Source organism: Thalassolituus sp. UBA675 (assembly GCF_002297765.1).
GTDB lineage: Bacteria > Pseudomonadota > Gammaproteobacteria > Pseudomonadales > Oceanobacteraceae > Thalassolituus.
Window position 1 is genome coordinate 14548 of the sequence record NZ_DBNJ01000003.1, and the last position, 26862, is coordinate 41409.

Consider the following 26862-nt stretch of genomic DNA (forward strand, 5'->3'; position numbering starts at 1 on the left):
CTAATGAAACTAGTGTTACCCTGTTCCTTTGTGAACCTTAGTGGCTGAAATAGTCACTAGTCGCATCGGGTTGATATGGCAATGTGGTCACTGTCATTACAGTGTAAATCGTTATGGCCTGCTCCGACGCATTATGACTCTGCCCAGCGCTCCGCTATAATGCCGCGTTTTGCACCCACCCCTGGTCTGCCATGAAGTTTGTTGTAAAGCTATTCCCTGAAATCACGATCAAATCCAAATCTGCCAGGAAACAGATGACTAAGATTCTTCGCCAGAATCTACAGGTTCTGTTTCGTCAACATATGCTGTCTGCGGATGTTCAGAATAAGTGGGATAGCCTGCTGATCATCATGAACCAGGAGGACGACGTATCCAGGCGCAAAGCCATCGATATTCTGAGTCATACTCCGGGTATCGGCTTTTCACTTGAGATTGGCGAATACGAATTCACCACCCTCGACGACGCCTATCAACGAGTCAGAGATGAATACCGCGAACGAGTAGCTGGAAAAAGCTTCTGTGTACGCATTAAGCGTGCCGGGCACCACGATTTCACGTCGCATCAGGCTGAGATCTACATGGGTGGCGGCATATTAAAAGAGACAGATGCTGCCTCGGTCTCACTTAAGAATCCAGAAGTCGTGGTCAATGCTGAGATACGCAATGACCGGGTTCAGGTGGTGCGCCAGCAGATCAAAGGCCTTGGTGGGTATCCTTTGGGTAGTCAGGGAGATGTTCTTTCTCTGATCTCAGGCGGCTTCGACTCAACGGTAGCCAGCTACCTGATGACCCGACGCGGGCTAAAAACTCACTTCTGCTTCTTCAACCTGGGCGGCAGCGCTCACGAAATCGGCGTCAAACAGGTCGCTCACTATCTGTGGAGCACGTACGGCGAGTCCCATAAGGTTAAATTTGTGACAGTGCCTTTCGAAGAGGTTGTGACCGAGATTCTTACCAAAATAGAAACGAGTCAGATGGGCGTCGTACTGAAACGAATGATGTTCCGTGCAGCTTCGCGCGTTGCTGATGACCTTCGCCTCCCTGCCCTCGTCACGGGTGAAGCAGTAGCTCAGGTGGCGTCTCAGACCATCACCAATCTTGCGGTCATCGACCGGGTAACTGACCACATGGTACTGCGCCCACTGGCGGCCATGGATAAGCAGGAGATTATCAATACCGCCCGACGTATCGGTACAGAAGCTTTCGCAGCTAACATGCCGGAATACTGTGGTGTAATCTCGGTCAATCCAACGACGATGGGCGACCGCAAGCGTGTCGAAGAAACAGAGCTGGATTTCGACATGGCTGTACTCGAAGATGCGCTCAGCCGCTCTGTCACGCAACGCATCGATGAGGTAATCACAGAGGCGGAAAGTGGCCTGGAAGATGTCCCTATTGTTGAAACCCCCAAGCTCAACGACGTCATTGTTGATATCCGCCACCCGGCCGAGTCAGCAGACAATCCACTTGAGCTGACGAATAACCGCGTACTTGAAATACCTTTTTACGAATTGGAGTCGAGGCGCGCAGAGTTCGATGAAACACACCGATACCTGCTCTATTGCCAGAAGGGCACCATGAGTCGCATTCACGCCCATCACCTGAACATCGACAGCAAGATCGCGTTCGGAATTTTCAACGAGCCCGATATCCGACGCCCACTCGCTGACGCACAACAGAAGGAGTCTACCAATGCCTAAGGTCGTGAGTTTTAACATCAACGGGGTTCGCGCACGCCCACATCAGCTCGAAGCCATTCGCGATCAGTTAGCGCCCGACATCATTGGCTTACAGGAAACGAAAGTACACGACGAGCAGTTCCCAATCGATGTTATTCAGGAAATCGGTTATCACGTTGAATTCTTTGGTCAGAAGAGTCATTACGGCGTTGCCCTTCTCAGCCTCAATGCTCCGGAGTCCGTTCAGAAAGGTTGGCCATGGGACGACGACGAAGCTCAGAAACGATTGATTCATGCGGCATACCGCATCGACGGTGAACTCTGGCACGTGATTAATGGCTACTTCCCGCAGGGCGAGAGCATCCATCACGAAACAAAATTTCCGGCAAAGCGTAAGTTCTATGCAGATCTGATGCGCTACCTGAATGAAAACTTCACGACCAGCGATAACGTCCTGATCATGGGTGACATGAATATCTCACCTCAAGACACCGATATCGGTATTGGCGAACCTAATCGTAAGCGTTGGCTGAAGTCCGGTAAGTGCAGCTTTCAGCCTGAAGAGCGGGAGTGGTACGAGACACTGCTTAGCTGGGGTGTTCGGGACGCACATCGCAAGATCCATCCGACTGACAACAGCACCTTCAGCTGGTTTGACTACCGGTCAAAGGGATTCGATGACGAGCCAAAGCGCGGCCTGAGAATTGATCATATCCTGGTAACACCGTCTCTCTATGAGCGCTGCATAGATGCGGGTGTGTCATACGACATACGGGGCACAGAAAAACCATCGGATCACGCCCCTGTCTGGGCTATATTTGAATAGTTTTCTGCGAATAGGTGCTGTGATTAAGGTAGCAACCTACCTTAATCCCGCCTTTTGCAGATCCGACAAATACGTCAGCCATTGAGAGGCAACAACCGCACTGTCGGACTTTTCGCTGGCTCGCTGAAACCACTCCCTTGCACTCGCGGTGTCGCTACCATTCAGAGAGCACTGAGCTACCGAAATCATAGTTAAGCCTTCAAGTTTGCGGGTATGCGACCTGGACAGCTCCCGAACCAGATCGCAATCGCCGTCCATCATTGCCAATTGAATGGCCTCATTAACAGATGACGAATCGTTTGAAACCATGGTTTCAGCGGCTGCAGCCAGATCGCGGGCTTGTCTCTGGTACGCGCTCAACAGACGACGTTCATCGTCCAAGCCTTCTTCAGAGCTGCCCTCCACTGAACTCAATTCTGAAATCCGTTGCTCCAGATTGCGTGCAGCCCGTGCCGGCATGCCCTGCGCACCCTGCAGCTGAATCATCAGCAGCTCTTCACTACTCCCTGCAATCAGACCTCGCTGATGGGCGATCTCAAGAGTCGCCAACTGCTGAGCCTGTTTTTCCTGAAACTGCTGCGCTGCTGCCAGCTGAACCCAGTAATTCCTTTTGTCAGGCGCACGCTCAACGAGCCGCTTCATGGTAACTTCTGCTGCCGCGAAATCACGGATCTGGAATTCAGCCGCAGCTCGCATTGCCAGCCAGTTCTCCGGAATAGATGTCGCGTACGCTTCGGCCTGAACCAGCCACGGCAAAGAATCCCTCCACCGTTCCTGTATCTGATAGGAAATAGCGACTATGACATAGGCCTGGGCGGCATGATTCAAACCTTCGCCAGCTGGCGCTTCAAGCGCTGGCACCAGCACCTCACGAGCTTTCTCTGGCTGACTGTCAATCAGGTACAGCTGGGCAATTGCAGCTGCGAGTGCAGACCGCCGAGTGCCTTCCAGAACGTCTAAGGATAACGCTCGCTCATAGGATTTGAGCGTATCTTCGGTCTGATCAAGGAGCTGATAAACCTGGCCACGAAGCTGAAGAATCAGCACTAACCCCAGCCCCGAATCCCAATCATCGACAGCATCCTGGGTTTCTGCCAACGCCTCCTGATAGGACTCTTCTGCAACCAACTCCTGGGCCTTCTCAAGCAAACGATACTGCCTTTCAGACAAAGTCGAAGCCTGAACAGTCAGCCCCAAACAGAACAGGCACACGGCAAACAGAATACAAACAAAGCGGCTCATTGCAGTGAAAACTCCAACGTCTGGGTCGCAGTTTGTGTCACCGCTTCTCCGTCCACCATTTTGGGCGAGAAACGATAACGATACATGGCTCTCATAGCTTCCCTTTCAAAAACGCCCTGAGGTTCAGCCTGAATGATTTCTACATCACTCACTGTACCGTCCGGTCTGATCGTTAGTCTCGCTGTCACGCTGCCTTCAATATTCCTCATTTTAGCTCTGGCCGGATAAACTGCAGGCGGGCGAACCAGGGGCGCGACCTCTGCGTCGGCAACCGACACGCCATCCAGCAAGCCTGATGACGACACGAGATCGCCAACACTCAGATCAGGACTGAGCGGACTCAAGCTCAATGGCGGTGCTGTCACAGGCGCAGGTGTCTGATCCTGAGTATTCGACTGCGGAGTCACCGGCGCTTCAGGCGGTGGTAGCGGCTTTTTACGCGAGCGCGTTTCGGAGGCCGAATCCTGACGTCGACTTGAGAAATCGACCAGAACAGGCTCTTCACGATTCAGCGAAAAATCATCTGGCGGTGCGACCATGACGGCCATCCCCAGAAACAGGAGTACCGCGACAGATACGCCGCCGACAGCAGCGATCAGAGGTTTAATCGACATCATTCTGTTGCTGCTACCGAGATATCCGTAACGCCAGCGAGACGCACCTGATCCATCACTTTTACGAGTATGCCTGTCGGCGCGAACTCATCTGCCTGTATAACAACTGCGCCTTCAGGGCTCTCTGCTTTGAGGCGCTCTGTGTTGGCGCGCACGGCGCGGAGATCGACAGAGCGTTTATCGATCCAGATTTCACCGTTCGCACGAATCGCAATCAGGATGTTACTGCCCTGTTTGCTTTCAGCGGTACTGGCAGTCGGACGGCTCACCGTAACGCCGCTTTCTTTCACGAAAGAGGTGGTCACGATGAAAAAGATCAGCATGATAAATACGATATCCAACATCGGAGTGATGTCGATATCACCTTCCTGCCCTTCTGAGGCAACGTGTCTGCGAGCCATCAGGTCAACTCCTCACTCAACGGCAGTCGATCTGCCAGTTCTTGCTGGCTTCGCTCAGCTAATCGTTGAAAACGACTACGAAAATACAAACCAGATAACGCAACGACCAATCCAGCCATGGTTGGCAGAGTCGCCTGAGCTATGCCCGAGGCCATCGCCCGTGCGTTACCAGTGCCCGTAGCGGAAAGAACATCAAACACCTGAATCATGCCGGTAACAGTTCCCAACAGACCAAGCAGTGGGCAGATCGCGATCAGAGTGGCCAGCAATGGCATAGTACGGGTGGCTTCAAGATAAAATCGGCCAATCCAGGCCTTCCGGATATAACGCGCATTCCGACTTGTCCGGTCCGAACGTGTGCGCCAGTCCCCTGAGATTTTCTCGAAGAATCGCTTACGCTCTATGTAGAAGAACCAGAGTCGCAAGCAGATCAACGCCCAAAGGAACACCGCTGTCAGTAGCACCGCATAAAGCACGGGGCCACCACGCTCAAAAAAATCCGTTAACCAGATCATTTGCGCGACGACTCCTGCGCCTCAGCAATAATGCCTGCTGACTGCTCATCAAGGATATGCACCAGTTCGCGGCTACGTGAGGCAACCCAGCTATGAAGAAGCAGCAACGGAACAGCAACAACCAGACCCAACACCGTCGTGATCAGTGCTTGCGAGATACCTGCAGCCATCAGTTTTGCATCGCCTGAGCCAAACGCTGTGATCGCCTGGAAAGTCGCAATCATGCCGGTAACCGTACCAAGCAGCCCCATGAGAGGCGCAATACCTGCAAGCAGTTTGATGATCGACTGACCACGTTCAATTGCGGGTAGCTCACGCAAAACAGCCTCATCAAGCCTTGCTTCAAGCAGTTCGGCATCCGTGCGGTCACCGAGAGATGCAATCATTACGCGACCCAGGGCGTTATCATCCTTCGCGGCCAACTTGTCGCTGAGCTGACGGCGCATCCCCGCGCTGATTTGCAGGAGTGCAAACAGGCGCCATAGGGCAATCAGCAGACCAATAACACCGAGAGCAATAATGATGTAACCAATCGTGCCTCCCTGCTGGATTCGTTCAACAATAGAGGGAGTGGCTGCCTCGATATTCAGGAGAGCACCACGGGAAGGGTCAATACCGACAAGCGCGACGCCATTGCTGCCCAACCAGTCACTCAACATAGATGCCTCGCCGGGCTGGCGATATGGTGGTCGCAGGGCGCCCAGTTGCTCATCTGCAATCAGGTATTGGCCGCCATTACTGGTTCCAACGACTGTAAACGCACCAATACGTACTGATTGCTCCTCTGCCGTAGAACCGTCCGCCTGAACGACGGGTGCAGTAATTTGGACAACTTCGCTGCTTAGAGAAGCTTCCTGCCGTAAGGTCTGCCAGAGTGCCTTAATTCTGCCAAGATCAGGCAAGGCTTTTGACTCTGCCAATGCATCAAGATCAGCGGGCGTGTCGGTTCCGTCGATGCGGGTAATACTGCTTGAGGTGATCGTTCTCAAGTCACCGGCAACCTGACGCACCACACCAAACATTTCGCCAAGGCTACCCGTACGAAGGCGCAAAGCTTCGGTTTTTTCGGTGAGAATTTCTTCATTGCGAGAGAATTGAGAGCGAAGCTCTTCTGCACGGTTTTCTTCTGCAGCCAGTAACGAACGCGCCTGTTGCAGCGCCCTTTCCTGCGAAGCCAGATCCTGTTTAAAAGCAGCCAGGCGAGCCTGGTCAAAGTTCTGCTCGTACCTGGTGAACTGCTGAGCGCTTTCGATCAAAGTATCGGCAATCACAAGGGGGGCTATCCAAGCAAGGATGAGGGTCGTAATAAATCTCATTATTCAGCCCCTTTTTTGCCAGATATTTTTGATTCGGACGTTTCTGTTCCGGGTATTGGCACGACGATTAATTGTGGAGCGACACTCTGCTCTGCCACGCGGGCCGCGCGCTCTAAAGGCTTGGCCAGATCGCCTGAAAGAGCCTGCCAGTCACCATCCGCCCAGATCCAGGATTCTCCAGCATCAAGTGAGCGGCGATAGAGAGCAACGTTGCCTATTCTCAGATAGTCGAAAGCTCTGCCGTCTTCATTCTCGCGATATCGCTCTAATGTGCGGCCATAATCAACCTCAATCTGGAGCGCTTCGAGCACTCTTCTGAATTTCTCAGAAACAGTGACATCAGCCCGACCAAGAGACGCTTTCAGCTTGGCTAAACGGACCGCTCGTTCTTCTTTGAGAAATGGCAGGCCCGCATTGATATCGGCTTCGAGTTGCGAAAGCATCAGCTGCATCAGAGGCAGAATACCCTGTTCGGTATCGTTGATGTCCTCAATCTGCTGATCAAGACTTAATTTTTCTTCTTCCTGATTCGCGATGATAGCTTCCATCTGACTATTGTAGAGCGCCAGCTGTTCTGCTCGGGCGAGAAGCTGCCGGGTCTCTTCGAGCTTATCCCGGGTAGAATCATCCAGTGCGTTAATCTTTCGCTGTACCGCCGCGCTGTTTTCGTCTGTTTTCAGCACCATTTTAGACGCCGAGTCTGTATCGGCGCCTACCGCCAGCGGGAACATCAATATGCTCGCCGCCAGTGGTAATGTAAATCGGTTCACTCAGTACTCTCCTATTGTCAGTCCGAGTTTGCTTGCTATGTCTGCAGTTCCTCGCGGTGCAACGACAGCTTTATAACCATCCTGACCGACCAGATACTTTTCTGTCGCTTGCAGAATATCTGTCCAGGCAACCTTCAACAGGCGGTCCCGGAACAGCTGCCTGACAGCTCGTGTACGTCCAGATTTATCCATATGAAAAGCTTGCTTGGCTTCGCCTGCTGGCGAGCCCGGCCGATCAAGGCTACCAATGATCCCCAGCACTGACTGCTCAATAAGGTCGTCGCCATTGGTACGCCCTGATACCCAGGTCAGAGATTTCGCGAAGTCATCAAAACTACCTTCAGTACGAGGATCGCGATAGGTGAAGAATTTGAAACACCCTAATGAAGAGTCCTGCGACGCGCCTGCGCCATAAGCTCCACCCTTCTCCCGGATTGCGGTATGAAGGTAACCATTGCGAAGCACCCCTCCGAGAACAGCAAGAGAAGCCGCATCGGGATGATCGAGCGTCACTGTAGGAATAGCCCAGGCGCAGAAGTTAACCTGCGAGTCGACCATCCAATAGCTGGCCCCTGTCGACAGATCCCAATCAATACAATTTTTTCGATAATGATTCGCATTATCCCAATCTTTGCGCGCCGCTGCAATATGCGCTGCAGCATTTTGTTCATCATGCACCAGAAGAAGTGAATCTGGACCTTTACTGATCAGTGAATTGATATCTTTGAGAGCCTCAGAAACGAAACCTGCGCCATCCTCAGATATACGTTCCGTCCTTTCTTTCAGACGCTTAGCCTGCGGAAGCCCTCCGAGCATGTTCATCAGATCAGCCGTGCGATTAATCGGAGCGGCAGCAGCAGACATAGCAAGAGCATGACCACTGCCCGTTATGCCTTGCTCTTTACGAGCACGGGCCTGATTTAACAGGTCCTTGAGGCGGCCTTCTTCGCTGAAGTCTGCACTTTTCCAGGTTTCACGAAGCATGTCGGAGAACGGCTCCGCGCGGTTCCCCAATGCCTTACCCGTCATCACCAGGTACCCCGAGAGACGATTGCAGTCTTCGATATCGCCTTTCACCGAGGCGTAAGACGTCAGAGACCCCAGCACCTCTGTCTGGCGTTGCTGCTGAGTCAGATACGAATTCCCGCCAGCACCAACTTCCGTCCATGCCTGAGTGTAGAAAGGTAGCCAGGTCATTTGCTCACGGGTCATTGGAGGCAGGTTGAGCATTGCTTGTTGATAGATAATTCCATTTGTGCCGGTGACATATTCTGTGGTGTCGATGCGGTCAGACCGCTCAGCGGTAGGCGCAACATATGTCAGTTCAGGGCGAATATCCTCAAGGCCGACTTTGGGCAGAATATCGGGATCATCTTCCTGCACCTGCCGGGCTTCCAGTGCCTCTGCCTTATCCTTCAATGCCTGGATATCGGCGTCTGACATGTTCGCACGTTCATTCTCCAGGCGAGCTTTTTCTTTGTCCGCCTTTTCGGCATTCAAGGTACTGGAAGGCTTAAGGGTATAGCGGACACGGTGGGTATTGGTAAGAAGCAGCTGCCTGACAGCGTCTGATATGAAGCCTGGCGACGATGCCTTAGCACGTAAACGTTCGAGTGCCGGATCAAGGTTCAGTAATGCAACAGGATCACCATAGTGTGTTGCAGCAGGCAGTGCAGTCAGGATCAGCTGCAACCCATAAGGGTAATGGTCCCCTCCTATCTCGCGTTGATGAAGCTCGAGCTGATGCAGAGCTGCTTCAACCATTTCGACAGGAACGCCCTCTTCGGCAACTTTCTCGAGGGTATTGAGGATCAGGGCTTCAACCGCCTCAGCGTGCTCCGGCTCACTACCCTCAAGTCCACACATGAACGACATTTCGCGGTTAGAATCTTCCAGACCGCAGAGAGGTGACGGTGTCGTACCAAGATCACTTTCCTCAAGAGCCCGACGCAACGGAGAGGCACTGTTATCAAGCAGCACCTGACTCAGCAGGTTAGCCTCAAGTTGGGCATCGAGATCAATAGAATCACCCAACAGCCAACCAATGACGTGGTGGGTTTTGGCACTCAGGTCATCCGAATCAACGCCGTAGAGCGCTTCTTTATGTTGAGGCTCTGAAAAACGCCGTTCAGGCTCTACCCGCAATTGCCTGTCCTGTTTATCAAAGCGACTCAATGCCTGCTGATCCATCCGGTACTGAATGTCTGCCACTTCCATATCCCCGAATGTCATGATAATGGCGTTCGTTGGGTGGTAATGACTGCGATAGAAATCAAGCAATTCCTGATACGACAGGTCGAGAATATTCTCGGGCTCACCGCCGCTGTTGTAATGATAGGTCGTTGTCGGGAATAGCTCTCCGCTGATTCCCTGCCAAAGCTGGGATACGGGCGATGACATGGCGCCTTTCATTTCATTGAAAACAACACCTTTGTATTCAAGTGCTGAGTTCGGGTCATCTTTATCGGCAAGTTCAATGCGATGACCTTCCTGCGCAAAATCCAATTCATCAAGATTGGCGAAGAAGACAGCGTCGAGATAAACATCCAACAGATTCAGGAAGTCTTTATCATTCTGCGAAGCAAAGGGATACGCAGTCCAGTCACTACTGGTCATCGCATTCATAAAAGTATTCAGCGACCGACGGGTCATCATAAAGAACGGATCACGGACCGGGAATTTCTCGCTGCCACAAAGCGCGGTATGTTCAAGAATATGCGCCACACCGGTTGAGTCGTGCGGCATGGTCCTGACGGCGAGCAGGAAGGCTTTTTCCTCATGCTCGCTACGGATATGGTAATGCGGGGCGCCCGTCTTTATGTGTTCATAGTGCTCAATAACGATATTTAGAGAGTCGACTGGCGTAGATGATACTTTTTTAAACGAAGAGTGCTGCATAGTTTCTGACATGTCGATAGCATGATCCCTGTAAACAGCCATCATCTTAACAGCAGATAAGGACCCACTAAAATGGATCAGTTGAATTCAGCACTGGAACAGGAGTTTCCGGTCAATGAACAATGCATGTACCTGAATCATGCTGCTGTCGCTCCGTGGCCAATATCAGCCAGTAAAGCCGTTGCCCGGTTTGCTGAAGAAAACGTAGCCAAGGGAGCCGCCGACTATCCACACTGGCTGGAGATAGAGAAACAACTTCGTTTGAACCTGGCCAGGCTTATTAATGCGCCTGTCGACTCTGTCGCCCTGGTGAAGAATACTTCCGAGGCCCTTTCATTTGTCGCTTACGGCATCGACTGGCGTCCAGGTGATACGGTTGTTATTTCCGATGAAGAGTTTCCATCGAACTCCATTGTCTGGGAGTCCCTCAAGAATCAGGGGGTGATTGTCCGCAAGGTTTCCCTCGCAGGTGAGAACCCCGAAGCAGAACTGTTTCAGGCCATATCCGAAACACCACGTCTGGTGTCGATCTCAGCCGTACAGTACGCCACAGGAACCCGGGTAAATCTCGCGAAAATGGACCAGCGGGGGCATTTGAACGAAAACCTACGGTTTTGAGTCCCGCGACCACATCGTAACCGCAGGTTTCCGTCCAATAGCCCTTATCCACGTAATTTAGAGGTCAATAACCGATTGATCTTATTAGAATTATTTAAAGTTACGCGCAATTACGCATGATATGCGTAATCAGGAATACCGCCGACTTCTAGGAGGCCTGTGGAAGAACCGACAAATTTGGCTCTTACGAGATCACAGCGAGTCCTGTAGTTGCTTGAATTGCCCCTGGATCAGCGCCTTTGAGCAATTCATCTACCAATTCAGCGCGCGACACAGAGACCAAGTCTGGCGACAACTCGAATGAGCGCAAACAATTAGAGCTTTCTCAGACTCAAATTCAGCGGCATGTCGAATCTCATCTCGCCGTTACGGTTACGACACAGCACAGTTCACCACCCAATTACCAGTATAGTTCTCTCGATGGCGAACTTTATGTCGTCTCAGATGATGTCGTGTTTGATACTTCATCTGAACCCAATGATCCCCAAGCAACGCTGGAAAAAGCCCAACTAATACGAATGGCGTCCATGGCACCCACTGATCCCACACCACAGGATCGTAAAGCCTCTCAACAAGCAATTATGATGGCTGCACAAGAAAAAAGTGAGATTAATACCGCTTCGATTGAAACATTGGGTAACCATGTCGATGTACTTGTGTGATGACCTGAATTTACAAATGAAATCCAACGGCGTGGGTTTCAGATAACGCCCGCATCTCGACACGCCTCCTCTCCAAATTCGAATTCAATGGTCGTATGCGCGAGATCGAACTCTCTGAGACGATCAGCAATTGTCCTTTTCAAATGAAGTTGCTGCTCCAAGGTTAATGCGCATCGCAATACCAAATGTGCAGTAAGCACATGATGCTCACCATCGAGTGACCACAGGTGTAGGTGGTGAACACTACGGACGTCATCAAGCGTGGACAGACATTGGTGAAGTGACTCTGACAGTGCTTTGTCGGGTGCTGCCTGAAGAAACAATCGAGTGGTACTCCAAAGGTTTTTTTCTACACCGAACAAGATATAGAGGGTAAAAACGATAGACAGTGCTGGATCTAAAATAGGCCAATCTACAAAAAGCAGCACAATGGATACAATCAGGACAGCCACCCAACCCAGTACATCTTCCAATAAATGCCAGTTCAAGACTTTTTCGTTAAGTGTTTTCCCATGACTAAGCTTGTACGCAGCGAATCCATTGACCATCACACCAAAAATGGCCAATCCCAACATCCCTTCGACGACAGGCATTTCAGGTTGCAACAGTTTTGGGATAGCCTCTGACAAGACCCAAGCTGACCCTGCAATGAGTACCAAGCCATTGATCAAGGCACCTAATAACGACAGGCGGCGATATCCGTAAGTAAAATCAGTATTAGAGTCTTTCTCACTGACCTTGCTGAGTAACCAAGCGAGGCCGATGGAAATACAGTCGCCCAGGTCGTGAACGGCATCCGCCATAATGGCGGTGCTGTTGGTCAATAGGCCGCCGACAATTTCAATAAGCGTAAAACCCAGGTTGAGAAAAAACGCCCAGCCAATACGTTGTGAACTGCTGGTGTGACCGTGATTATGCATAGCCCCTCCGCTAGGCGTTTCCGGTGTTGTGGCGCTGGTGAGGACGCAGCCAGCGCGCACAACACCGGGAGTGTTAACGACCGTCTATAGGTAGCGCCTGCTCAATGGGGCTGACATACACCCATCCGGAAATGTTAGCACCAATTTTTCCAGTTTTACGGATGATAGTTGTCACCGCATCAACCTGTTCGTCTTCGCAGGCTAGTGATAATTGAACTTCTGAAATCACCACGCCAGCTTCGGACGAATAGGCCAGCTCCTGTTCCCCTAACGGCTTCAAGGTGCCTTTGATATCAAGCATTGCCATGTTCTTGTAGCCTGCATCGTGTAGTGCATCGATTACGTCGGCAGTTCGTACATGATGAATGAAGGCCGTGATTAGTTTCATGTGAATATTCCTATAAAGTGTTGCTGTTACGTTAGACGACACGCGGCATGAATCACATGCCGCGAGCTTTAGTCAGTTATTGTGCAATGGATTCGCCATTTCCATTCAATGCTTTCGGTTTTCGCCATGCAAGACGATACAAACCAGGCAACACCAACAATGTGAGTAAAGTAGAAGAAAGGATTCCGCCAATAACTACTGTGGCTAAGGGCCTTTGTACTTCGGCCCCAGTACTGGTGTTGAGCGCCATGGGCAAAAAGCCGAGCGCGGCCACCAAAGCGACCATCAATATCGGCCGCAGCCTCAGCATAGCTCCACTCTGAATCGCAGACTCGATGACTTCGCCACGATTAAGCGCGTCCCGAAATGCGGATACCATCATAACCCCCGTCAGCACCGATACCCCGCACAGGGTGATAAAACCGACACCGGCAGTAATTGACAGCGGTATGTCACGCAGCCACAAGGCGATGACGCCGCCGGTCAGCGCCAGCGGCACGCCACTGAATACCAGTGCGGCATCTTTAGCTGAGCCAAAAGTCATCATCAACAGGGCAAAGATCATCACCAGTGTCACAGGCACCAGCAAACTTAACCGTTGTGACGCCGATTGCAGTTGTTCAAAGGTACCGCCGTATGCTAGCCAATAGCCGGGCGGTAACTTGACCTGCTGTGCTACTTTGCCCTGTACTTCAGCCACAAACCCTCCCAAATCACGACCGCGAACATTGGCGCTGACCACCAATCGGCGTTTACCGTTTTCTCGGGAAATTTGATTGGGACCGGGTGCCAGCGTCAGTCTGGCGACCTCACGCAACGGCACATAGCCACCGCCCGGTAAGGGTACGGGCAAACGCTCCAGGGCGCTCACGTCGGCCCTTAATCGTTCTGCCAAGCGCACGACGATCGAGAAACGTTGGTCACCTTCAAAGATCAGCCCAGCCTCTTCACCGCCTGTGGCGGCAGCGACGACGTCCTGCACATCGGCAACGTTCAAGCCATAGCGATACAGGGCGGAGCGATCCGCTTCGACTGACAAAATGGGTAAGCCCGACACCTGTTCCACCTTTACGCCTTCAGCGCCCTCTATACCGTTCAGTACAGCGGCGATTTCGCTTCCCGACTTCAACAGTTGCTGCAAATCATCGCCGAATACCTTGATCCCTAAATCCGATCTGACACCTGAAATCAATTCATTAAATCGAAGCTGGATCGGTTGGCTGATCTCATAGGCATTGCCGGGCAACAACGAAAGTTTTTCACCCATTTCTTCCAGCAGGTGGGCTTTGGTTTTATCGGGATCAGGCCATTCACTTTTGTCTTTCAGCATGACATAGCCATCAGAGATATTGGGCCCCATGGGATCGCTGGCGACTTCAGCGGTTCCGACACGCGAGAAGTAGGTTTTGACTTCAGGCATTTCCAGCACGGCTTTTTCCAGGCGAAATTGCATATCCAGGGATTGGCTGAGGCTGGTGCCGGGTATTCGCAACGCCTGGACGGCGATATCACCCTCATCCAGGTTCGGGATAAATTCAGTCCCCATTTTAGTTGCGAGTGTTCCTACGATAATCACGAATATCAGGGTCATTGACAGCACCCAAACGCGAAACTTCAGGACCCACTCCAATACTGGTGCGTAAAGCCACTTGGAAGAACGAACTATAAAATTTTCCTTCTCCTCAATGTGTCCGCGCATGACAAGTGCCACAGCCGCAGGAACGAAGGTCAGCGACAACACCAATGCGGACAACAGTGCCATGATTACCGCCATCGCCATGGGGGTAAACATTTTTCCTTCCACGCCGGTCAGCGCCAGAATGGGCAGATTCACCAGAATTACCACGAGCACGCTGATTAAACTCGGGGTGAAGACCTCACGAGTGGCAGCAAACACCGTTTGAAAGCGCTCGTCCAATTTCAAGGTGCGCCCAAGATGGTGTGGCGCCCCGCCAGCCGCAAAATGCAGTTTTCGACAATGGCGCGGGAAGTGTGGAAAGGCACCTGGGCGGGAACCAATGGTTTCTGTCGCCCGGTTTGATGTGGACACATCAGAATTTTGCGTTCAAGGCAGGCTTACAACTGCCCGTCATCGATGATTTGTCCGCCGATCAGGAGCAAGACGACTACCGTGCCAAAATTGAGCTGGAATGGCACCTGTAAAGAGACAACCGTTTTAGGAGTTTAACCATGAGACAGTGTTTACTTATTGCAGCATTAATGATGCTTTCATTTATGGCGCAGGCGGCTGACAGGCGCTATGAGCTGCATGTTGATGGCATGGCCTGTCCTTATTGTGCCTACGGGATCGAAAAGAAAATCAAAGCGCTTGATGGCGTAGATAAATCCAGTGTGATTATCAAATTGAATGATGGATTGGTGATCTTTGAGGCGGACACGCTGGAACCCATGAATCAAGCATCGCTTAAAACCTTGATCAATGACGCCGGGTTTACCTTGCGCCAATTCCAGGTGCAACCCGTAAAGCCTCAAAAAGAATGATCGCAATGATTAGATTTCGATGAACACTGAACAGGCGAAAACCGATACCTCTCTTTTCAGCGGCCTGGGGCTCGCGCTTATCGGTACCACCTGTTGCGCGCTACCAATTGTATTGGTCGCGCTTGGGCTCGGAAGCGCTGTGGCTTCGATGGTGGCCGTGATGCCTTGGTTAACGACATTGTCGCAGTACAAAGTCGTCACATTTTCCTTAACCGCTGCCGCATTAGTTTATAGCTACTGGCGATTGCATCGGATCAAAGTCTGCGCTCTAGCGGACAAAAACCGCTTGCGATGGCAAAAGGCAGTATTGTGGGCGAGTACAGTGATACTTCTGCTTTCCCTTTTTGCGGCTTACGCCTTGCTGCCGCTCACTTTGTGGTTGCAAAGCCTGTCATGAGCGCAGAAACTGAAAGCCAGTCAGTCTTAGTGGAAGTATTGACGGCTTCCGGATGCGGTCGTTGTCAGAAAATAAAAGCGCTGGCAAAAGCGGTGATCGCTGAATTGAACGACGACCGGGTGCGCTATCAAGAGATCAAGTCAGGAGATTCTGAAGCGATTGGAGGAGCCTTCAGCACCTCAAGGTAAAGCGCACTGATGGATACCACAGCCTGGATGCAAATGGGCGGAGTTGCCGGTCTGGGTGCGGCTTTATTGGCTGGTTTTCTGTTCAGCTTTATGCCGGTGGCTTTCGCCTCCATTCCTGTTGTACTGGCCTACGTCACTCGCGCACGCGCTTTCCGTGAGGCGGTCAGTTATGGCCTGGCCTTTGCCGCCGGGCTCATACTCACCCATGTGGTGTTAGGTATCGGTGCAGCGCTGGGTTTGCTCTGGACGGGCTGGTTGAAAATTCCGTTACCCTGGTTGCCATTGCGGGGAAAACGCGCGGCGACGCTCTGGGGAGCCTTCTTATTGGGTATGCCGTTTACGGTCGGGATCTGTCCGGTCTGTTCGCCGGGGTTATGGATCGGACTCGGTGTTAGTGCTTCGATCGGATCGGGTTTTTATGGTGGTTTGTTGATGTTGGCGTTCGCTCTCGGTCGGGTGATCCCGCTTGCCGTGGGTGCTATCAGCATCGGCTGGTTGGAAAACCTGAAAACCATCGAGTGTTGGCGTCGTGGTTTTGAGATTGCAGGAGGCATCACGCTAATGGCCATTGGGGCTTACCTGCTCAATGAAAGTTATTTACTATGAAAAAGTGGCTCATGGCTGTTTCTGGTTTTAAATCATGATGCGAATTGGTGAAGTGGTCGCAACATTGGAAATCAGTGCTGATACCCTGCGTTATTACGAAAAAATCAAACTGGTGCCCGAAGTACATCGCAATGATGCTGGAGTCCGACTGTATTTCGATAAAGATCTCTCACGACTGCGCTTTATCAAGCGGGCGCAAAAGATGGGATTTAGCCTGTATGAAATCAAACAGCTACTTCAGTTTCGGGAAAACCCGCAAAAAGCCAAGCCCAAAGTCCGGGAACTGGCGCATCACAAGCTGGAAGACATTCAACATCATCTGGAGGAATTGACCACTTTGCGGGACGAACTGCGACTGCTCACCAATCTGTGTGGTTCCAGTGACAAGGGTTGTCCAATCCTGGAGTCTTTCGACGGCGAAACGAGTGAGCAATGAAAGAAAAACTCAAGCACTTTACCGCGAACAATCCGGCCTGAACCGTACAATGTCAATATGAGTTCTCTAAGAACAGCAACGCCCCTCTTGTTGAACAGGCGGGCATGGTACCGAACCGTAAGAACAATACACACAACAATCACCGGGTTTGGGTTTAAGTACAGCGTGACAACCTTCGCACTCATAGAACCACTGGCAGGCATCCGTCGGCATGGTTTCGAGCTTCCTATGGCCACATTTCGGACAGGTCAATTCTGAATCTAAAATCACATTTGATGTCATGACGTACTTCCCTGTACGCCACCCTTCGGGCAGCTGAGCTGTGCAAAACGCCTTTCCTGTCGTTTTGTCATGGCGTTTCTGTTTCCACAAGGGTTGAGGGATAACCGGCATTGGTGGTCGCTTCAATGAGTTTCCCTGCGCTGGTCTGAGTATCCTCAAAAGTGACCACCGCCTGCTTGTGTTCAAAACTGACCTCGGCCTTGGTGACGCCTTTTACTTTGCTAAGGGCCTTCTTGACCGTGATCGGACACATGGCGCAGTTCATGGTTGGCAGGTTCAGAGTGACAATCTGAGGTTTAGCCCAGGCAGACAGGCTGGTGATGGTGAATACAAGGGCTATTGTGATTTTGTGCATGATTCACTCCAGTCTTGGGCAACGCATTTTTAAACCATCAGGGGAATCCAGTAGCTGCTGGTGACAAGAACCAACGCGATGATGGCCATGATCCAGAAAATAACCCGTCGGCGTTTTCGCGTTTGCGGTACGGCGCAGGCGGTGCCCGGCTCGCAGCCCTCAACTGGCCGGTGGATCTGCCAGCCCGCCCAACCCAATAGCATCATCACGATGGCGATAAAGACGGGACGATAGGGCTCCAGCAGAGTCAGGTTCCCGATCCAGGCCCCGCTGATCCCCAGTGTGAGTAAAACGAACGGGCCGATGCAGCAAAGGCTGGCGCCAACAGCAGCCAGCACCCCGCCGATCAGGGGTAGATTATTTTTGGCGAACTCGTCGTTTGCGGGCATGGCGGACTCCATGGAATGCATTCAATGAAGCCAGTGTAAACGCCGTACTTCGGTACGGAGTCAAGTCCGACTCAGGAGAGGTCTTTGTCAGGTTGTAACGACTCCACAATCGGACAGGCTGTGTTGTCGGGATTGGAGCGGCACTGGGTGACTAAACCCTCTAAAACACGCTCCAGGCGGCACAAATCGTTGATTTTTGACCGCACGCTGACCAGTTTACTTTCCGCCAACTCCTGGACTTCCGAGCAATGGGATTCGCCCAGTACCAAGAGGTTTTCGATCTCCTCCAGAGTAAAGCCCAGTTCCTGGGCACGTTTGATGAATAAAATCCGTGCCAGGGTGGCCTTGGTATAAGTGCGGTATCCTTGAGCCGGTTTTGGAGGCTGAGTGATGAGGCCACGGCGTTCGTAGTAGCGGATGGTTTCGACGCTGACTTGTGCAGCTTGCGCTAATTTTCCGATGGAAAATAGACTCATGGCAAAGCCCCTTCTTCGCAGTCCCAATTAATAGCCGCTTGTGGAAAGCAGATCGAAAAGGAGGTCATACCGTAATCTGAAGACACGTCGATACTGCCGTAGTGTGCTTCCACGATGGACTTAACAATCGCCAAGCCCAATCCAGCCCCTTCACTCTGGCGCTGACGTGAAGGATCAACCCGGTAGAAACGGTCGAAAATTCTGGGCAAATGTTCTGCGGGAATTTCCGGCCCCGTATTCTGTACGCTGAGTAAAACCTGCCCTTCGTCCGACACATCCAGACGAACCTTCACGCTTTCTCCCTCGGGTGAGTGGCGTATCGCATTGGATAACAGATTGGACATGGCGCGCCGCAGCATGGCACGATCACCCTTAATTTTCGGCGCCTGTCCTTCCAGCATTAACTGTATGTGCTTTTCCTCTGCCAGCGCCTCAAAAAAATCAAATAGCTTACGGACTTCCTGAGCCATACCCAGTGACTCCCATACCGGCTTAAGCAGTCCATGCTCGCTTTGAGCCAGCCAGAGCATGTCGTTGACCATTTTTGCCAAGCGTTCCAATTCTTCCAGGTTTGAATAGTGCAGTTCGCGGTATTCAACCAGGCCTCGTGACTTTCCCAGAACGACCTGAGTCTGGGTGATGATATTGGTAAGAGGCGTGCGCAATTCGTGGGCGATGTCGGCGGAGAAATGGGACAAGCGGGCAAAACTGTCTTCCAATCGGCCAAGCATAAAATTGAATGAAGAAACGAGATTTTGAAGTTCCCCAGGCACCGCCTCGGAATCAAGTCGAACATGCAGGCGATCAGCCTGTATTTCACGCATGGCTTCGCTCAACCCGCGCAGTGGCGCATGCCCCTGATGCACACCATACCAGGCCGCCAATAGCGTCACCATGCCTGCGAGTAACATGATAAGCCATAAGCTACGACGAAAATTCTCCAGAAATTGGATATGAGCATCCATGTCAATGGCGGTAACGATGTAGTATTCTTGGCCACCCACCTGGGTTTGCGTGATGGTTCCCCGGTAGGTTTTCCCATCTCCCTGCCAGTGATATACGTTGCCAACCTGAATACTGGACACCGGGGCAAAGGTATTAATAGGTTTTGCAAAATCGTTCGCTGAGGGGCCGTAAATCAGGCGCTTTTCCTTATCCCAGACCTGAAAATAGACACCGTGATGACCCGATATCGCGTGCGACAACGCCTCACCCAAGTGTGAAGAGCCGTCACCCGTTTTGCGTAAGGCTCGATCCACAGCCCTTGTCATGACCTCCAACTCGTCAGCGTCCTGTTCGGCGAAATGGCGCTTGACCGCGTTGTCCACCAGATAACCAATCACCAGAAGACTTAGCCCAATGGCAAGGGCAACAAAGGCCATCACCCGGGCGGTTAGCGATAGTGGATGCTTGCCAAGACGACTACTCCACATCATGCTCGTCATCCACTTCCAGCTTGTAGCCCATCCCCCTTACCGTGTGAATCAATTTAGGCTCAAAATCGTCATCTATCTTGGAGCGCAGGCGACGGATGGCCACATCGATCACATTAGTATCGGAATCAAAGTTCATGTCCCACACTTGCGAGGCAATCAGCGAACGCGGTAGCACTTCACCCTGTCGACGGACAAGCAGCTCCAGCAGACAAAACTCTTTGTGGCTTAGGTTAATTTTACGACCCGTACGCATAGCCCGATGTCGCGGCAAATCCAGAATGAGATCGGCGACGCGCATCTGATCCGTGATTACCGGTACCGTACTGCGACGCAACAGGGTTCGAACTCGGGCCAATAACTCGGCGAAGGCGAAGGGTTTGACCAGGTAATCGTCCGCTCCCAGCTCAAGCCCCTTGACCCGATCATCGACGCTGTCGCGAGCCGTCAGGAAGAGTACCGGCGTTTGACGCCCCGCCTCACGGAGTGACTGCACAATGCGCCAGCCATCCACATCCGGCAGCATGACATCCAGCACCAGCAGGTCAAACGTTTCCGTCATTGCCAGGTGATGCCCGTCCAGACCGTTGCGTGCCAGCGTGACCATAAAGCCCGCTTCGGTCAGGCCCTGCTGTAAATAATCACCCGTCTTGATTTCGTCTTCGACCACCAATAGCCGCATGGTTACCCTGCTCCGTATTTGCAGAATGACTTTGGAAACAGCCTAAACTAGGCTTACCCACAGAAAGATGACACACAGATTACAACTTTGTCATTCTGGAGTCATGCGGGTGTCAGGCATGCCTGGCTAGTATGCGGGACCAAGATATGGAACAATCAATATTTCCCTAACAAGAGATTGACCAATGACCTCATGGTTTCCCCAACCCAAGCCGTCCTGGCAGCTGAGTCGCCGCCGATTTGTGCAGGGCCTGGCCGCTGGTGGTGTACTGGCCGCCACACCGTCCTGGTTGCAGGCTGCCGTAAGCAGCACGACTTCACTTGGCTCAGCACCCGTGCTCAGCGGGCGTGAAATTGATCTGGTCATCGCAGAGACGCCGGTCAATTTTACCGGTGTCACCCGGATGGCCACGACCATCAATGGATCAATCCCGGCCCCAACCCTGCGCTTGCGCGAAGGTGATGAGGTCACAATCCGCGTGACTAATCGCCTGGCAGTTTCAACGTCCATTCACTGGCACGGCATCCTGCTGCCTTATCAGATGGACGGTGTGCCAGGTATCAGCTTCAAAGGCATCGCCCCAGGCGAAACCTTTACCTACCGTTTTAAGCTGCGCCAGAGCGGCACCTACTGGTACCACAGCCATTCCGGTTTTCAGGAAATGACGGGGATGTACGGCGCTTTGATCATCGAGCCCCGCGCAGGTGAAAGACATCACACCGATCAGGATCACGTGGTGCAGCTCTCTGACTGGACAGACGAGAACCCTATGCATGCTTTTAGCAAACTAAAAGTACAAAGCGATATATACAACTTCAGCCAGCCTACGTTTTTTGATTTTACCCGTGATGTTTCGAACATGGGTCTGCAAGCCGCACTGGAAAAGCGTCAGATGTGGAATCAGATGCGTATGAATCCAACGGATTTAGCCGATCTGTCGGCGGCTACGTTCACGTATTTAATGAATGGCACTGCTCCTGCTAGCAATTGGACGGGACTGTTTAACAAAGGAGACCGAGTAAGACTGCGTTTTATCAATGCTGCCAGTAACAGCTTCTTTGACGTGCGCATTCCCGGCTTAAAAATGACCGTCATCCAATCGGACGGCCAAGATGTTGAGCCAGTAAGCATCGATGAATTCCGTTTTGGTCCAGGTGAAACTTACGATGTGCTAGTAGAACCTAAAGACGATGCTTATACCATCTTTGCACAAAGTATGGAGCGTAGCGGTTATGCTTTAGGCACACTGGCCACTCGCCAAGGCTTGTCGGCTTCCATACCAACACTTGATCCGGTGGAATGGCTGACCATGGCCGATATGATGGGCGCCATGAGTCACCAGGAAATGAACCAAAAAGGTATGGATCACAGTGCGATGAGCATGGGTAATATGGATATGGGGGGCATGGATCACTCCAACATGCACGGTGGCATGGCAATGGATCACAGCCAGCACAGCGGCCAAAGTATGCCGGGTATGAACCAGGCCACACGCAGTCCTCTCGCCAAGCCCTCGTCTACCGTGCGCCACGCACGCACGGAGTATGGCCCATCTGTCGATCAGCGCGTCAATACACCCCGTACTACTTTGGATGATCCTGGCATAGGCCTTCGAGATCTAAGCGAAAAAGGACTACGACCACAGGGCCATCGCGTACTAACTCTGGCAGATTTAAAATCCATTGACGGCATTTTGGATGACCAGCGCGAACCCGTGAGGGAACTCGAACTCCACCTAACCGGTAATATGGAACGTTACAGCTGGTCGTTTGACGGGCTCGAATTTGGCAAAAGTACGCCGGTATCATTGCGCCATAATGAACGGGTCAGAATCATCCTGCAAAACGACACAATGATGACCCATCCCATGCATTTGCACGGCATGTGGAGCGAACTGGAAACTGATCAGGGGGAACTGCGGGTGCGTCGTCATACTATACCGGTACAGCCCGCCCAACGAATCAGTTACTTAACTACACCGCATGACCTGGGCCGCTGGGCCTGGCATTGCCACCTGCTGTTTCATATGGATGCGGGCATGTTCCGTGAGGTGGTAGTGTCATGAGAATGGGAATGAAAATGAAGACTATGAACTGGTTGGCAGTGTTGGTGCTATTTGCCACCAGTTTGCACGCGAATTTTGTCCTTGCACAGATGGATCAAGGCGAGAAGAAAGCGCAAGGTGGTAGCGCACCCGCTGACGCCCGCGACCCTCACGCCTACTCGGATGGTTTTAGTTTGACCGCTAGCCCCTACGTTCAATCAGGGTCGCCACAACTGAAGCTGGCCGATGAACATAGCTTTTGGGCGGTACTAGGTGACCGTTTCGAATACCAGGAAGACAGTAAAACCGGTAGTGAAACCATAGTTTACGACCTCCAGGCATGGTACGGCACCACCTTCGATCGACTCGTCATCAAGGCGGAAGGTGATATTGCAAGTGGAACCTTGGAAGAAAGCTCCACCGATCTGCTCTGGGGTCATGCGCTGAACGCCTATTTTGATACCCAACTTGGCCTGCGATTTGACCAATATAACGAAGGCAAAGATCGCCAATGGTTGGCGCTGGGTCTACAAGGGCTTGCCCCCTATTGGTTTGAACTGGATGTTACCGCCTATGTGGGCGACAACGGTCGGACCGCACTAGCCGCTCAAGCTGAATATGAATTATTGCTGACACAACGCCTGATTTTACAACCCCGCGCTGAGCTGAATCTGTACGGCAAGGGCGACCCGGAAAATGGTTTAGGCTCCGGCCTGTCGGATCTCGCGTTGGGTGTGCGTCTGCGTTATGAGTTCAGCCGTCAATTTGCCCCCTACATTGGAGTGGAATGGACGAGCACTTATGGCGATACAGCGGATTACCGGCGCGCCGCAGGCGATGATCGCTCTGACACCCAGATCGTCGCGGGCCTCAGGTTCTGGTTTTAATAATTAACATTGTCTGGTCAACATGACTTTTACTCCTCCGAGGAAACACTCAATGAAACGTAAACTTCTATCCCCCGTTCTCGTTCTCGCTGCCCTTGGCGTGACTTTTTCAGCTCAAGCCCATGATCCTAAGGAGCACATGAAAGACGCAGAAAACCCGAATTGCGCCGCAATGAAGGATATGGATCACAGCAAGATGGATATGAACGATCCTGTCATGCAAGCCATGATGAAGCAGTGCATGAAGGATATGCATCACAGCGATGGTGACTATTCAATGAGCCACGAAGATGCTAGTGAAGATGGCCAGAAGAAAGCTTCAGATGAACAACACTCTGAACATCAGCACTAACGCATAAACCTAAGGAATGTCCTATGCCAACGCTCACCGCATTTATTAGGAGCCTGCTTATCGCTACGGTCATTGGCCTGGTGGGCGCTGGCTTATTTATCTACTCGGGCCTATATCCCATCGGTGCCGACGTGCCCCATAACAAACTCAGTTACTGGCTGCTGGAAACCCTGCGCGAACGATCCATTGCCCGAGCTGCCAGCGATATTCAAATTCCTAGTAATTTGAATACGTCCGATCGATTGTTGGCTGGAGGTGCTGACTACAACGACATGTGCACAAGCTGCCATCTCAAACCGGGTAAAAATGAGAGTGACTTTACCATCGGCCTGTATCCTTCCCCACCTAACTTGACCGCCACGGCAGATGCCCATGGGCATGAGCATGGCAGCGACACAGGTAGTGAAGAAATAGCTATTCAACGCCAATTCTGGATTATCAAGCACGGCATTAAGGCATCGGGCATGCCCGCTTGGGGACCAACTCACAGTGACGACCGGATTTGGAATATGGTGGCATTTCTACAAAGGCTTCCATCACTTACGCCGGATCAATATCAGATACTGACAGCAAGAGGCAATACAAGCGATTCGCACGACCACTGAATTTATCGCCATCGAAAAATAATTAAATCCGCTTAGGCAATCACGACTCTAAATCCATAAATATGAAAAATCACATGTTGAAAAGATCTCTCTCCATATTCGTATTTTTCTACCCGCTGTTATTTGTTGAATTGGCTTATCCACACTCTGCACATGACCCCATAAAAGACATTGAAAAATATGACCGCACAGTAGCGGAACGGCAAGCAAGCTTCCAAACCCTTGGCAGCTCTCCGGAGCGTATGCAGAACCTTCAGGATCAAGTCGACAGAATGCAAAGAAAACTACTTGCTATGAGAAATCTGATGGCCAGCGACTATCCACACGTCAAGGAAAAAATGAGTAAATACAAGTACGATTACATGGGCACGGTAGATGAAATGCTAGCGCAATTAAAAATAACACTTAAACAAACGGATTCATTGTTTGATAAATGAGATATGGTAATGGAAGAGAATCCAGAAAGACCCAGCAGCTAGACAGTGGATATAGCGATTCGCCCTATGCCGGCTAAGGTATTTATTACTGGTGGCGCTGTGTTCACCATGGTGTTATGGGCAATATGCTTCCCGCTCATCTCCCTTAGTTTACCCTATGCCCCGATTATGTTGACGGCATTTCTTAGAGCAGCGATTGCGGGTTTCTTTTTAATTGTCATCGCTTGGATGCTAGGTAGACCTTTCCCAAAGTCCACTAAAGTCTGCCTCTATATCCTTGGCATTGGTCTAACCGCAACGAGTATTGGGTTCTGGGGCATGTTCTATGCGGGCAGCCTAATCACACCCGGACTGGCAACCGTACTCACCAACACACAACCTCTAATTGCCGGCCTTCTGGGCTGGCATATTCTGAACGAACGCATAGGGAAGCGGGCACTGCTGGGTACTCTACTCGGTTTTTCAGGAATTGTGGTCATCAGTGCGGAAAGTCTTTTCGCCACAGATGTTCAGTCATTGAGCGGTATTGCCTATGTTGTTATTGCCGCTGCGGGTTTAGCGATCAGCAATATCTTGTTGAAGAAGTCTGCTAATCGTGTCGATGTGCTATATGCCATGGGATTCCAGCTCTTACTGGGGGCTATCCCCCTGTCGCTATTGGCCTTTTTTAACACTTCCTTGCCGCCCCTGAGTTGGAACTGGGATTACGTGTGGATCTTACTGGCACTGGCATTGCCCGGCACTGCTCTGCCATTTATTCTGTGGTTCTGGCTGATGGATACTGCGCCATTATACAAAATCAATGTCTACAGTTTTCTAACGCCTGTATTCGGGCTGTATTTAGGTTACACATATTTTGCTGAGTCGCTATCTTCAATACAGTGGCTGGGTATTTTCCTGGTTATAGCCGCCATACCTCTGGTGAATTCGTCAACCAGAGCAGTGGTATGAGGAAATATGAAATCGGATAATCTACCTGTATGACAGGCTGAATCGATTTACTAACAAGGTGATGTGATGACAAGTTCAGCGAAGAAAAAGCCATCCTATAAAACAGAACTCAGAGAGCTCCAAATACAACTCGTTAAACTTCAGCGGCACATTATCAAAAACGACCTGCAACTGCTGGTCATATTTGAGGGCCGGGATGCCGCCGGTAAAGATGGTGTCATCAAGCGAATCACTGAGCATCTAAGCCCGAGGGAAACGCGAGTCGTCGCCCTGGGAAAACCCTCTGAGCGCGATACCAATAGCTGGTACTTCCAACGTTACTCAGCCCACCTGCCAAGTCGGCAGGAAATGGTCCTGATGAATCGCAGCTGGTATAACCGCGCGGGTGTGGAAAAAGTCATGGGCTTTTGCTCGGAAAAAGAATATAAGCAATTTATGAAAGCGGTCGTACCGTTTGAAAAGATGCTTTGCGATACAGGTATCCAAATTATCAAATACTATCTCGATATATCGCGGGATGAACAGCAAAGTAGATTAGATGATCGACGAATTAATCCATTAAAACAGTGGAAGATCAGCCCAATTGATACTACAGCTATCGAGCACTGGGACGATTACTCCCTTGCCCGTGACAAAATGCTACAGCATAGCCATAGCGATCATGCCCCCTGGTATATCGTCAAAGCCAATAATAAAAAGTGCGCTCGTCTTAATGTCATCCGACATTTGTTATCGATTGTAGATTGTCCTGATAAAGATCAGCACTTGATGAAGCCGGATTCAGGCACCGTATATCCGTTTAACGAAAAACTTTTAACCGATAAGAAGATGTTACGTTAATTGTTCGAACTAATTTTCCCTAACGTATGTAAGCATCACTTGCGTACCTCCGCATCATACGGTGACTATTAAAAAATGAAGCATTTTACCCAATACTTGCTTTCATCACCTTGATCCATCCTTTGTGGTTATCGTAAAAACGGCAGTATTT

Annotated in this window: 33 protein-coding genes; 17 read left to right on the plus strand and 16 right to left on the minus strand. The window is 51.3% G+C overall.

Translation table 11 applies throughout. The annotated features are described in order from the left end of the window. Nucleotides 1–191 precede the first annotated feature (191 nt). Together thiI and xthA are read left to right on the plus strand one after the other, a co-directional pair. Nucleotides 192–1700 (plus strand): tRNA uracil 4-sulfurtransferase ThiI, encoded by a 1509-nt coding sequence (gene thiI, locus B3007_RS00830; protein ID WP_301376534.1) that lies wholly within the window; start codon nucleotides 192–194, stop codon nucleotides 1698–1700. Continuing rightward, nucleotides 1693–2505 (plus strand): exodeoxyribonuclease III, encoded by an 813-nt coding sequence (xthA, locus tag B3007_RS00835; RefSeq protein ID WP_301376535.1) that lies wholly within the window; start codon nucleotides 1693–1695, stop codon nucleotides 2503–2505. Before thiI ends, xthA begins: the two co-directional genes overlap by 8 nt. Nucleotides 2506–2541: 36 nt before the next feature. Here the strand turns inward: xthA and B3007_RS00840 are convergent, their stop codons facing one another. Genes B3007_RS00840 through B3007_RS00870 form a run of 7 tightly spaced genes read right to left on the minus strand, consistent with a single transcriptional unit; the run spans nucleotide 2542 to nucleotide 10273 of the window. Next, entirely contained in the window at nucleotides 2542–3747 is a 1206-nt protein-coding gene (locus B3007_RS00840) for a hypothetical protein (RefSeq protein WP_301376536.1), read from the minus strand. Next, nucleotides 3744–4361 (minus strand): energy transducer TonB, encoded by a 618-nt coding sequence (locus tag B3007_RS00845; RefSeq protein WP_301392194.1) that lies wholly within the window; start codon nucleotides 4359–4361, stop codon nucleotides 3744–3746. Before B3007_RS00845 ends, B3007_RS00840 begins: the two co-directional genes overlap by 4 nt. Beyond that, nucleotides 4361–4762, minus strand: a complete 402-nt coding sequence (locus B3007_RS00850; RefSeq protein ID WP_068435030.1) for an ExbD/TolR family protein — start codon at nucleotides 4760–4762, stop codon at nucleotides 4361–4363. The genes B3007_RS00845 and B3007_RS00850 overlap by 1 nt, the downstream gene beginning before the upstream one ends. Beyond that, a complete protein-coding gene (locus B3007_RS00855; RefSeq protein WP_301376538.1) occupies nucleotides 4762–5277 on the minus strand; it encodes a MotA/TolQ/ExbB proton channel family protein in 516 nt (171 codons plus the stop codon). Before B3007_RS00855 ends, B3007_RS00850 begins: the two co-directional genes overlap by 1 nt. Next, the gene (locus B3007_RS00860; RefSeq protein WP_301376539.1) at nucleotides 5274–6593 is read right to left on the minus strand and encodes a MotA/TolQ/ExbB proton channel family protein; all 1320 of its coding nucleotides are present in this window, start codon (nucleotides 6591–6593) and stop codon (nucleotides 5274–5276) included. The genes B3007_RS00855 and B3007_RS00860 overlap by 4 nt, the downstream gene beginning before the upstream one ends. Continuing rightward, the gene (locus B3007_RS00865) at nucleotides 6593–7363 is read right to left on the minus strand and encodes a DUF3450 domain-containing protein (RefSeq protein ID WP_301376540.1); all 771 of its coding nucleotides are present in this window, start codon (nucleotides 7361–7363) and stop codon (nucleotides 6593–6595) included. Before B3007_RS00865 ends, B3007_RS00860 begins: the two co-directional genes overlap by 1 nt. Then, the gene (locus B3007_RS00870) at nucleotides 7364–10273 is read right to left on the minus strand and encodes an insulinase family protein (protein ID WP_301376541.1); all 2910 of its coding nucleotides are present in this window, start codon (nucleotides 10271–10273) and stop codon (nucleotides 7364–7366) included. A gap of 60 nt (nucleotides 10274–10333) precedes the next feature. Here B3007_RS00870 and B3007_RS00875 point away from each other — a divergent pair, with 60 nt between their 5' ends. After that, nucleotides 10334–10879 carry an aminotransferase class V-fold PLP-dependent enzyme gene (locus tag B3007_RS00875; RefSeq protein WP_068435022.1) on the plus strand — a complete coding sequence of 182 codons (546 nt, stop codon included), beginning with the start codon at nucleotides 10334–10336 and terminating at the stop codon, nucleotides 10877–10879. A gap of 239 nt (nucleotides 10880–11118) precedes the next feature. Beyond that, the gene (locus B3007_RS00880; protein ID WP_068435020.1) at nucleotides 11119–11541 is read left to right on the plus strand and encodes a putative metalloprotease CJM1_0395 family protein; all 423 of its coding nucleotides are present in this window, start codon (nucleotides 11119–11121) and stop codon (nucleotides 11539–11541) included. Nucleotides 11542–11579: 38 nt separating this feature from the next. Here B3007_RS00880 and B3007_RS00885 read toward each other — a convergent pair whose 3' ends face one another. The 3 genes from B3007_RS00885 to B3007_RS00895 all read right to left on the minus strand — a co-directional run bounded on the left by B3007_RS00885 (nucleotide 11580) and on the right by B3007_RS00895 (nucleotide 14773). Beyond that, the gene (locus B3007_RS00885; protein WP_068435019.1) at nucleotides 11580–12461 is read right to left on the minus strand and encodes a cation diffusion facilitator family transporter; all 882 of its coding nucleotides are present in this window, start codon (nucleotides 12459–12461) and stop codon (nucleotides 11580–11582) included. A 73-nt stretch (nucleotides 12462–12534) separates the two neighbouring features. Then, complete coding sequence (locus B3007_RS00890) at nucleotides 12535–12849, minus strand: P-II family nitrogen regulator (RefSeq protein ID WP_068435018.1); 315 nt, start codon at nucleotides 12847–12849, stop codon at nucleotides 12535–12537. Nucleotides 12850–12925: 76 nt separating this feature from the next. Continuing rightward, nucleotides 12926–14773: an efflux RND transporter permease subunit gene (locus B3007_RS00895; RefSeq protein ID WP_301376542.1), complete on the minus strand. Its 1848-nt coding sequence runs from the start codon at nucleotides 14771–14773 to the stop codon at nucleotides 12926–12928. A gap of 17 nt (nucleotides 14774–14790) precedes the next feature. Between B3007_RS00895 and B3007_RS00900 the strand changes: the two genes are divergently transcribed. Genes B3007_RS00900 through B3007_RS00925 form a run of 6 tightly spaced genes read left to right on the plus strand, consistent with a single transcriptional unit; the run spans nucleotide 14791 to nucleotide 16978 of the window. Then, nucleotides 14791–15012 carry a hypothetical protein gene (locus B3007_RS00900; RefSeq protein WP_297533578.1) on the plus strand — a complete coding sequence of 74 codons (222 nt, stop codon included), beginning with the start codon at nucleotides 14791–14793 and terminating at the stop codon, nucleotides 15010–15012. Between the two features lie 27 nt (nucleotides 15013–15039). Then, nucleotides 15040–15351 carry a heavy-metal-associated domain-containing protein gene (locus B3007_RS00905; protein ID WP_068435017.1) on the plus strand — a complete coding sequence of 104 codons (312 nt, stop codon included), beginning with the start codon at nucleotides 15040–15042 and terminating at the stop codon, nucleotides 15349–15351. 19 nt (nucleotides 15352–15370) lie between these two features. After that, nucleotides 15371–15748, plus strand: a complete 378-nt coding sequence (locus B3007_RS00910; RefSeq protein ID WP_297533579.1) for a hypothetical protein — start codon at nucleotides 15371–15373, stop codon at nucleotides 15746–15748. Further along, nucleotides 15745–15936, plus strand: coding sequence for a hypothetical protein (locus tag B3007_RS00915; protein WP_301180256.1), 192 nt, complete (start codon nucleotides 15745–15747; stop codon nucleotides 15934–15936). The genes B3007_RS00910 and B3007_RS00915 overlap by 4 nt, the downstream gene beginning before the upstream one ends. 9 nt (nucleotides 15937–15945) lie before the next feature. Then, nucleotides 15946–16542 (plus strand): cytochrome c biogenesis CcdA family protein, encoded by a 597-nt coding sequence (locus B3007_RS00920; RefSeq protein ID WP_286838969.1) that lies wholly within the window; start codon nucleotides 15946–15948, stop codon nucleotides 16540–16542. A gap of 34 nt (nucleotides 16543–16576) precedes the next feature. Further along, nucleotides 16577–16978, plus strand: a complete 402-nt coding sequence (locus B3007_RS00925; RefSeq protein ID WP_068435011.1) for a heavy metal-responsive transcriptional regulator — start codon at nucleotides 16577–16579, stop codon at nucleotides 16976–16978. 66 nt (nucleotides 16979–17044) lie between these two features. Here B3007_RS00925 and B3007_RS00930 read toward each other — a convergent pair whose 3' ends face one another. The 6 genes from B3007_RS00930 to B3007_RS00955 form a co-directional block, all read right to left on the minus strand. Then, entirely contained in the window at nucleotides 17045–17260 is a 216-nt protein-coding gene (locus B3007_RS00930; protein ID WP_301376543.1) for a GDCCVxC domain-containing (seleno)protein, read from the minus strand. A gap of 67 nt (nucleotides 17261–17327) precedes the next feature. Next, nucleotides 17328–17615 (minus strand): mercury resistance system periplasmic binding protein MerP, encoded by a 288-nt coding sequence (gene merP, locus B3007_RS00935; RefSeq protein WP_068435009.1) that lies wholly within the window; start codon nucleotides 17613–17615, stop codon nucleotides 17328–17330. 29 nt (nucleotides 17616–17644) lie between these two features. Beyond that, on the minus strand, nucleotides 17645–18004 hold the full coding sequence (locus B3007_RS00940) for a mercuric transporter MerT family protein (protein WP_068435077.1): 360 nt from the start codon (nucleotides 18002–18004) through the stop codon (nucleotides 17645–17647). Nucleotides 18005–18075: 71 nt separating this feature from the next. Further along, nucleotides 18076–18480: an Hg(II)-responsive transcriptional regulator gene (gene merR, locus B3007_RS00945; RefSeq protein WP_068435007.1), complete on the minus strand. Its 405-nt coding sequence runs from the start codon at nucleotides 18478–18480 to the stop codon at nucleotides 18076–18078. Beyond that, entirely contained in the window at nucleotides 18477–19925 is a 1449-nt protein-coding gene (locus tag B3007_RS00950) for a heavy metal sensor histidine kinase (protein WP_301392195.1), read from the minus strand. Before B3007_RS00950 ends, merR begins: the two co-directional genes overlap by 4 nt. Continuing rightward, nucleotides 19903–20595 carry a heavy metal response regulator transcription factor gene (locus tag B3007_RS00955; protein ID WP_068435003.1) on the minus strand — a complete coding sequence of 231 codons (693 nt, stop codon included), beginning with the start codon at nucleotides 20593–20595 and terminating at the stop codon, nucleotides 19903–19905. Before B3007_RS00955 ends, B3007_RS00950 begins: the two co-directional genes overlap by 23 nt. Nucleotides 20596–20779: 184 nt before the next feature. On the opposite strand from B3007_RS00955, the gene B3007_RS00960 reads away from it, so the two are divergent. The 7 genes from B3007_RS00960 (at nucleotide 20780) to ppk2 (ending at nucleotide 26711) form a co-directional block, all read left to right on the plus strand. Continuing rightward, nucleotides 20780–22660, plus strand: a complete 1881-nt coding sequence (locus B3007_RS00960) for a copper resistance system multicopper oxidase (RefSeq protein ID WP_301376544.1) — start codon at nucleotides 20780–20782, stop codon at nucleotides 22658–22660. Nucleotides 22661–22668: 8 nt separating this feature from the next. Then, entirely contained in the window at nucleotides 22669–23526 is an 858-nt protein-coding gene (locus B3007_RS00965) for a copper resistance protein B (RefSeq protein ID WP_068435075.1), read from the plus strand. Nucleotides 23527–23578: 52 nt separating this feature from the next. Continuing rightward, nucleotides 23579–23878 carry a hypothetical protein gene (locus tag B3007_RS00970; RefSeq protein ID WP_301180251.1) on the plus strand — a complete coding sequence of 100 codons (300 nt, stop codon included), beginning with the start codon at nucleotides 23579–23581 and terminating at the stop codon, nucleotides 23876–23878. Between the two features lie 23 nt (nucleotides 23879–23901). Next, on the plus strand, nucleotides 23902–24483 hold the full coding sequence (locus tag B3007_RS00975) for a c-type cytochrome (protein WP_301376545.1): 582 nt from the start codon (nucleotides 23902–23904) through the stop codon (nucleotides 24481–24483). Between the two features lie 74 nt (nucleotides 24484–24557). Further along, entirely contained in the window at nucleotides 24558–24920 is a 363-nt protein-coding gene (locus B3007_RS00980) for a hypothetical protein (protein WP_301180249.1), read from the plus strand. 45 nt (nucleotides 24921–24965) lie between these two features. Continuing rightward, nucleotides 24966–25871: a DMT family transporter gene (locus B3007_RS00985; protein WP_301180248.1), complete on the plus strand. Its 906-nt coding sequence runs from the start codon at nucleotides 24966–24968 to the stop codon at nucleotides 25869–25871. A 66-nt stretch (nucleotides 25872–25937) separates the two neighbouring features. After that, nucleotides 25938–26711, plus strand: a complete 774-nt coding sequence (ppk2, locus tag B3007_RS00990; RefSeq protein ID WP_301180247.1) for a polyphosphate kinase 2 — start codon at nucleotides 25938–25940, stop codon at nucleotides 26709–26711. Nucleotides 26712–26862 lie beyond the last annotated feature (151 nt).